Origin of the sequence: Streptomyces sp. S3(2020) (assembly GCF_013044505.1) — a bacterium.
Classification (GTDB): domain Bacteria; phylum Actinomycetota; class Actinomycetes; order Streptomycetales; family Streptomycetaceae; genus Streptomyces.
On the sequence record NZ_JABERD010000327.1, the window covers coordinates 1 to 7,302 of the forward strand.

Genomic DNA, 7,302 nt, shown 5'->3' on the forward strand with positions numbered 1-7,302 from the left:
CCCTTACCCGTTCCCCTCCCCAGGGGCTGCCGCCCCTTCGACCCCGCACCCAGGGGGCTCCGCCCCCTGGACCCCCGTTCCTCAAACGCCGGAGGGGCTGACCAACCGGCGGGGTCGAAGGGAGGTTTTCAGCGGCCTGCCTCCTTCGAGACCAGGGCCACCGCCTCGTCCACGTCGTCGGTCACGTGGAACAGGTGCAGGTCCTTCTCCGACGCCTTGCCCTGGGCGATGAGGGTGTTGGTGATCCAGTCCACCAGGCCGCCCCAGTAGGCCGTGCCGAAGAGGACGATCGGGAAGCGGGTGACCTTCTGGGTCTGGACGAGGGTCAGCGCCTCGAAGAGCTCGTCGAGGGTTCCGAGGCCGCCGGGCAGGACCACGAAGCCCTGCGCGTACTTCACGAACATCATCTTGCGGACGAAGAAGTACCGGAAGTTGAGGCCGATGTCGACGTAGGGGTTGAGCCCCTGCTCGAAGGGGAGCTCGATGCCGAGGCCGACGGAGATGCCCTTCGCCTCGCAGGCCCCCTTGTTGGCGGCCTCCATGGCCCCGGGCCCGCCACCGGTGATGACGGCGAAGCCGGCCTCCACCAGGCCCCGGCCGAGCTGCACGCCCGCCTCGTACTCGGGTGAGTCCGCAGGCGTCCGCGCCGAGCCGAACACACTGATCGCGGGCGGGAGTTCGGCGAGCGTGCCGAAGCCCTCGATGAACTCCGACTGGATGCGCAGGACCCGCCAGGGATCGGTGTGGACCCAGTCGGACGGACCGCCCGCGTCCAGGAGGCGCTGGTCGGTCGTGCTCGCCGTGACCTGGTCCCGCCTTCGGAGGACCGGTCCCAGGCGCTGCTCCGACGGTGGCTGCTTCTTCCCCTCGGGGTTTCCGGTAGCCATGTGCGCTCCCTCCACTTGCGGGTGTTTCCACCTCAGCGTAGATCTACGCGGGTTACGGAGGGGGGACATGCGTATGTCCGACCGGCACGAGCCTCACATCACACGGTCAGCCAGGACCGCAGGCGCTCCTCCGCCTCGGGGATCAGCGACACCTTCACCCGCTCGTCGACCTTGTGGGCCAGGAGCGGGTTGCCCGGGCTGTAGTTGACCGCCGGTACGCCCAGCGCACTGAACCTGGCCACGTCCGTCCAGCCGAACTTGGGGTGGACCTCGCCGCCGACGGCCTCCACGAAGGCCGCCGCCGACGGGTGGTTCAGCCCGGGACGCGCACCGCCGGTGTGGTCGTCCACCACGAACTCGTCCACTCCGCAGTCGGCGAAGTACTCCCGGACGAACGCCTCCGCCTCCGCCTCGCTGCGGTCGGGCGCGTAACGGAAGTTGACGGTGACCGTGCAGGCGTCGGGGATGACGTTGGTGGCCACTCCGCCCTCGATACGGACCGCGTTGAGGCCCTCGTGGTACTCCAGACCGTCCACCATCGGCTTGCGCGGCTCGTACGCCGCCAGCTTCGCCAGTACCGGCGACGCGGCGTGGATCGCGTTGGAGCCCATCCACGCGCGCGCGGAGTGCGCCCGCTCCCCCTTGAACTTCAGCAGCACCCGCAGCGTGCCCTGGCAGCCGCCCTCGACCTGGCCGTTCGTCGGCTCCAGCAGCACGGCGAAGTCGCCGGCCAGCCACTCCGGGTGGGCCTCGGAGACGTGCTTGAGGCCGTTGAACTCGGCGGCGATCTCCTCGTTGTCGTAGAAGACGAAGGTGAGGTCGCGGTTGGGGGCCGGGACCGTCGCGGCGATACGGAGCTGGACCGCGACCCCGGACTTCATGTCGCAGGTGCCGCAGCCCCACAGGTAGCCGTCCTCGTCGAGGCGCGAGGGCACGTTGTCCGCGATCGGGACCGTGTCGATGTGGCCGGCGAGGATGACCCGCTCCGCGCGGCCCAGGTTCGTCCGGGCCACGACGTTGTTGCCGAACCGGTCGACCGTCAGGTGCGGCAGCGTGCGCAGCGCGGTCTCGATCGCGTCCGCGAGCGGCTTCTCGGTGCCGCTGACGGAGGGGAAGTCGACGAGCCGGGCGGTGAGTGCGGCGGCGTCCAGCGTGAGGTCAAGCGGGGTATCGGCCATGTCGCCGACCCTAACGCGCCGGGCGGCGCCCACTGCGTCCACACCCGGCTCGGACACCACAGAGGCCTCCGCTACCTTGTACGGATGCCAGCGCCGTCCCGCCCTCAGCAGCGTCGTCGTGGCCGCCTCCTGCGCGGTCTGGCGGCCTTCGTGATTTTGTGTGCCGTCGCCGGATATCTGGTGGTTCAGTACATCACCGCGGGCACCGGTGCGCCGGGCTGCAAGGTCGTCTCCGGCAAGGACGACGGGGTGGCGTACGAGTTCACGCCGGAGCAGGCGGTGAACGCGGCGACGATCACGGCCGTCGGTACCGGGCGCGGGCTGCCCGAGCGGGCGGTGGCGATCGCGCTGGCGACCGCGCTCCAGGAGTCGGGCCTGCGCAACATCACCCATGGCGACCGGGACTCCCTCGGCCTCTTCCAGCAGCGGCCCTCGCAGGGCTGGGGCACGGAGAAGCAAATCATGGACCCGACGTACGCGGCCGGGGAGTTCTACGAGCATCTGGTCAAGGTCGACGGCTACACGAAGCTGCCGCTCACCGAGGCCGCGCAGCGCGTGCAGCGCAGCGGCTACCCGGAGGCGTACGCCAAGCACGAGCCGGACGCCACGGTGCTGGCCGCCGCCCTCACCGGGACCTCGGCGGCCTCGCTGACCTGTGACGGCCGCTCGGAGGCGACCGTCGCCGCAGGTCCGGAAGGGGTGCGCGAGGCGCTCGTACGGGACTTCGGCGGGGACGCGCTGGACACCACCGCCAAGGAGGTGGGGGCCACGGAGGCGACGCCCGCTCCGGAGGCCACGGTGTCCGGGCGGACCGTGACGGTGCCGGTGACCGGCGGCGCCAAGAGCCGCAGCGGCCGGGAGCGCGGCTGGCAGCTCGCGCACTGGGCGGTGGCCAACGCCTCCGCGCTGCACATCCAGCGCGTGACGTACGCCGGCCAGGAGTGGACCGCCGGGAACTCCCAGAGCGAGTGGCGGGCGACGTCGTCGGAGGGAACCGGCGGGGCGGAGAAGGGCGCGGGATCCGTGCGGATCCTGACTGCGCAGTAGTACGGACGATCACCCGCAGGGGTTACGCACGACCACCGTGGACCGCGGTGTGCGCAGGTTTTCGCGCAGTCACCCCCGTATTCGCCAGAACCCTTGCGAACAAAGGGCTGCAAGGATTCGACACACTTTCCGACCGGGCACCCTTTGCCCGCTTTTATCCGCAGCCGATAATGCGACGCATTGCCAACTCTTTACGTTGGGCCGCCGCAACCTTCGCGGGCCTCGAGCGGTAGTCACTGCGTCCGAGCCCGGTGATCAACTGCCGGACACGGTCGGACACTTCCACGTTCTCTCCCGTCAAAGGAGCATCATGTCCCTCCCCCTGACCCGCAGGATCGCCCGTGCCGCGCTGCTCGTCGCTGCGGGAGCGGCAGCCGGGGTCGGTGCGGCCGGCTCAGCCAGTGCGGCCCCCGCCGAACTGCCCACCTCGAACCTCGGCGGCCTGACCGCCCTGGACGGGGCGAGCGTCGGCAACACCGTCGACGGCGCGGCGCAGAACGCCACCGGGCTCGCGGGCAACACCGGTGGCAACGCGGTCAAGAAGGCGGTTCCGACCGCGGGCAAGACCAGTGGCAAGGTCGCGAAGAAGGCGGCGCCGGCCGCGCAGCAGACGGCGGGCGACGCGGCGGGCTCCGCCGGGGACATCCTGGGTGACACGGCGTCCACCGCGACGAAGGGCGGTCTGCCGACGGACTCCCTCACCAAGGGTGGTCTGCCGACCGAGTCCCTGCCGGTGAAGAGCCTCCCGCTCGGCTGACGTCCGGCAGATGTCCGTCTGATACGGCGATGGGGCCCAGGGGTGTCTTCCTGGGCCCCATCGCCGTACGCGCATGGGTTACGCGAGCCGCTCCACGGCCGCCCGCACCCGCTCGTCCGTCGCCGTGAAGGCCACGCGGACGAAGTTCTCGCCCGCCACGCCGTAGAAGTCGCCCGGAGCCACGAGGATGCCCAGGTCGGCCAGGTGGGCGACCGTGGTCCAGCAGGACTCGCCCCGGGTGGCCCAGAGGTAGAGGCTGGCCTCGCTGTGCTCGATGCGGAAGCCGTGGGCCTCCAGGGCGCCGCGCAGGGCCTCGCGACGGGCCGCGTAGCGCTCGCGCTGGACGCGGACGTGTTCGTCGTCGCCGAGGGCCGCCACCACGGCCGCCTGGGTGGGCGCCGCCGTCATCATGCCGCCGTGCTTGCGGATCTCCAGGAGGGGGCCCAGGACCGCCGGGTCGCCGGCCAGGAATGCGGCGCGGTAACCCGCCAGGTTCGAGCGCTTCGACAGCGAGTGGACCGCGACGATGCCGTCGTACGAGCCGCCGTTGACGTCCGGGTGCAGGACCGAGACCGGGTCGGCGTCCCAGCCGAGCTCCAGGTAGCACTCGTCGGAGAAGATCAGCACGCCGTGCTCGCGGGCCCAGGCCACGATCCGGGTGAGTTCCTCCTTGGACAGGACCTTGCCGGTGGGGTTCGACGGGGAGTTGAGCCAGAGGAGCTTCAGGCCGGACGGGTCCAGCTCCGTGGGGTCGTCGTAGACCTCGTACTCCGCGCGGGCCAGCCGGGCGCCGACCTCGTAGGTCGGGTAGGCCAGGCGCGGGTAGGCGACCCGGTCGCCGGGGCCGAGGCCCAGCTGGGTGGGGAGCCAGGCGACCAGTTCCTTGGAGCCGACGATCGGCAGGACGTGCCGGTGCGTCACCTCGCGGGCGCCCAGGCGGCGCTCCACCCAGCCCGTGATCGCGTCGCGCAGCGCCGGCGTGCCCCAGACCGTCGGGTAGCCCGGCGAGTCCGCCGCGTCGACGAGCGCCTTCTGGATCAGGTCGGGAACCGGGTCGACCGGGGTGCCGACGGACAGGTCGACGATGCCGCCGGGGTGCGCGAGGGCCGTCTTCTTGTACGGCTCGAGCTTGTCCCAGGGGAAGGCGGGGAGACGGTCGGAGACTGCGGACACGGTGTCTGGCTCACTTTCTGGTACAGCACTCGGACGGCAAACGCCTCGGTCCCGTACGGCGATCAAGGTGATCGAGCCGTACGGGACCGAGGCAAGCGCGGGTGCGGGCCGCTCTTACTGGTTCTGCGGCGGCAGTCCGGCCACGAAGGGGTGGTCGCGCTCGATCAGGCCCAGCTTGCTGGCGCCGCCGGGGGAGCCGAGCTCGTCGAAGAACTCGACGTTCGCCTTGTAGTAGTCCTTCCACTCCTCCGGAGTGTCGTCCTCGTAGAAGATCGCCTCGACCGGGCAGACCGGCTCACAGGCACCACAGTCGACGCATTCGTCCGGGTGGATGTACAAGGACCGGGAGCCCTCGTAGATGCAGTCGACCGGGCACTCTTCGATGCACGCCTTGTCCTTCACGTCGACACAAGGCTGCGCGATGACGTAGGTCACGCTGTCGTTCCTCCTCGATAGGGCGCTGGCGGGCCTTCTCAGGCCCTGCCGCCTGGCGCGCGGGAGCGCGGCGTCGTCGATGCCCGCACCTAGTATCTCCGTTCTTGGGCATGATCCGAACAGGAGGGGTGAACTGACCTGTGGAAATCTCTGCGACGGGGCGCCTTGAGGTCCGTATCACCGCTGCTGACGTGGGTAAACGAGTCTCCGTACGCCGCATGAACGATCCTGCGGTTCCGGGTGAGAAGTTCACCGACACGGTGGGTGTTCTCGCATCATGGGACAACGGTGTGCTGCTCATCACACGGAAGGGTGGCGAGACCGTCCACATCGCGGAATCCTCGCTGGTCGCGGGCAAGGTGGTGCCGAGCGCCCCGGCCCGCCGCCGGGGCCCTTCGGCCTCCTACGAGGAACTCGCGCATGTGTCCACGCGCGCGTGGCGGCCGGTGGAGAGCGAGCGGCTCGGCGAGTGGGAACTGCGGGCCGCGTCAGGGTTCACCCGGCGGGCCAACTCGGTGCTCCCGATCGGTGACCCGGGGCTACCGCTGGACGAGGCGCTGGAGGCCGTACGGCGCTGGTACGGGGAGCGTGGGCTGCCCGCGTACATCCAGACCGCGACCGGCGCCAGGGCCTGCCCGGCGGATCAGGCCGGCTTCGCGGAACGGCCTCTTTCGGCTGACCCGAGCGGGGCCTGGCGCGTGCAGCTGCAAGGCGGAGGAGAGAGTCATGGCGGAGCCATGGCGACCGACGACAACGCCGCAGATGCGCGTGCCAGGCCCCGCGACGCCGGGATGATCCGCCGGGCAGGCCCTGAGGGCACGCAGGAGCTGCTGTGCGTGGAGCTGGAGCGGCGGGGGTGGGAGCGTGAGGTGAGTGCCGAGCTGTGGATCGGCGCGCTGGCGCCGCTGGCCGACCGGGCCGAGGCGGAGGAGGTCCTGCTGGCCCGCGGCGCGGACGAGGCGTGGCTCGCCCGGTACCAGCGCAAAGGGGTGAGCGAGGTGGCGCTGAAGGTGCTCGGGAGCGGTCCCTCGGTGTGGTTCGCGACCGTGCCGGGTGCCTCCGGCGGGGTAGCTCCCGCCGCCATCGGGCGGTGTGTCGTCGACGGGCGGTGGGCCTCCTTCTCCGCCGTCGAGGTGGATCCCGATCAGCGGCGGCGGGGACTGGCCACCACGGTGATGGCCGCGCTGGCCCGGCGGGCGCTCGACGAGGGCGCGTCCGCCGCGTGGCTCCAGGTCGAGACGGACAACACGGGTGCGCGGGCGCTCTACGCCGGGATGGGCTTCGTGGCGCATCACGCGTACCACCACTACCGGGAACCGGCGGGTCCCGGCGGCGGCCGGTACGGATCATCGTGACCGGGCACGAGCCAGCTATGCGCCCCCTCTACCCCCCGCCCCCGGAACGCTCCGCCGAACTGCGCCGGCGGTTCGCCGAGGAGGCCCGGTCCGAGCGCCCCGATCTGTCGTCGCTGTGTCTGCTGGTGGGCGCGGAGGCGGACGGGACGCTCGACGAGGCGGGCCTGGACGCGGCGCAGATCGAACTGGACCAGCTGGCGGGGCGGCTGCCGTTCCGTCCCGGTGGGCCGCGGTCCTGGGCGGTGTCGCTGCGCGAGCTGCTCGGGGAGCGGTGCGGTTTCCGTGGGACCCCGGGCGACTATCAGCGGCTGGAGTCTTCGCTGCTCCATGAGGTGCTTCGGCGGCGGCGTGGGCTGCCCATCCTGCTGTCCGTCGTGTGGATGGAGGTGGCTCGACGGGCGGGGGCCCATGTGTACGGGGTCGCGCTGCCGGGGCACTTCGTCGTCGGGTTCGGGGCGGAGGAGGAGCAG

Annotated in this window: 8 protein-coding genes; 4 read left to right on the plus strand and 4 right to left on the minus strand. The window is 71.2% G+C overall.

Annotated elements, in window-relative coordinates:
* Positions 1–128: 128 nt before the first annotated feature.
* The gene (locus HLK59_RS46425; protein WP_171147723.1) at positions 129–887 is read right to left on the minus strand and encodes a TIGR00730 family Rossman fold protein; all 759 of its coding nucleotides are present in this window, start codon (positions 885–887) and stop codon (positions 129–131) included.
* Positions 888–985: 98 nt separating this feature from the next.
* Complete coding sequence (gene dapE, locus HLK59_RS46430) at positions 986–2,065, minus strand: succinyl-diaminopimelate desuccinylase (RefSeq protein WP_171147724.1); 1,080 nt, start codon at positions 2,063–2,065, stop codon at positions 986–988.
* A gap of 84 nt (positions 2,066–2,149) precedes the next feature.
* Here dapE and HLK59_RS46435 point away from each other — a divergent pair, with 84 nt between their 5' ends.
* Together HLK59_RS46435 and HLK59_RS46440 are read left to right on the plus strand one after the other, a co-directional pair.
* Positions 2,150–3,112 carry a heavy metal transporter gene (locus tag HLK59_RS46435; RefSeq protein ID WP_171147725.1) on the plus strand — a complete coding sequence of 321 codons (963 nt, stop codon included), beginning with the start codon at positions 2,150–2,152 and terminating at the stop codon, positions 3,110–3,112.
* A gap of 310 nt (positions 3,113–3,422) precedes the next feature.
* Positions 3,423–3,869 (plus strand): ATP-binding protein, encoded by a 447-nt coding sequence (locus HLK59_RS46440; protein WP_171147726.1) that lies wholly within the window; start codon positions 3,423–3,425, stop codon positions 3,867–3,869.
* A 78-nt stretch (positions 3,870–3,947) separates the two neighbouring features.
* Here HLK59_RS46440 and HLK59_RS46445 read toward each other — a convergent pair whose 3' ends face one another.
* A complete protein-coding gene (locus HLK59_RS46445; RefSeq protein WP_171147727.1) occupies positions 3,948–5,042 on the minus strand; it encodes a bifunctional succinyldiaminopimelate transaminase/glutamate-prephenate aminotransferase in 1,095 nt (364 codons plus the stop codon).
* 114 nt (positions 5,043–5,156) lie between these two features.
* Positions 5,157–5,477 carry a ferredoxin gene (fdxA, locus tag HLK59_RS46450; protein WP_006346810.1) on the minus strand — a complete coding sequence of 107 codons (321 nt, stop codon included), beginning with the start codon at positions 5,475–5,477 and terminating at the stop codon, positions 5,157–5,159.
* A gap of 140 nt (positions 5,478–5,617) precedes the next feature.
* On the opposite strand from fdxA, the gene HLK59_RS51690 reads away from it, so the two are divergent.
* A complete protein-coding gene (locus HLK59_RS51690; RefSeq protein ID WP_346779985.1) occupies positions 5,618–6,832 on the plus strand; it encodes a GNAT family N-acetyltransferase in 1,215 nt (404 codons plus the stop codon).
* A gap of 17 nt (positions 6,833–6,849) precedes the next feature.
* Positions 6,850–7,302, plus strand: a 453-nt coding sequence (locus HLK59_RS46465) for a transglutaminase-like domain-containing protein (RefSeq protein WP_206328412.1), incomplete at its 3' end; no start/stop codon positions are given.

Excerpts from the sequence above, each read along its gene's own strand:
- HLK59_RS46425 (WP_171147723.1), bottom strand. The coding sequence starts at position 887 with ATGGCTACCGGAAACCCCGAGGGGAAGAAGCAGCCACCGTCGGAGCAG.
- dapE (WP_171147724.1), bottom strand. The coding sequence starts at position 2,065 with ATGGCCGATACCCCGCTTGACCTCACGCTGGACGCCGCCGCACTCACC.
- HLK59_RS46435 (WP_171147725.1), top strand. The coding sequence starts at position 2,150 with ATGCCAGCGCCGTCCCGCCCTCAGCAGCGTCGTCGTGGCCGCCTCCTG.
- HLK59_RS46440 (WP_171147726.1), top strand. The coding sequence starts at position 3,423 with ATGTCCCTCCCCCTGACCCGCAGGATCGCCCGTGCCGCGCTGCTCGTC.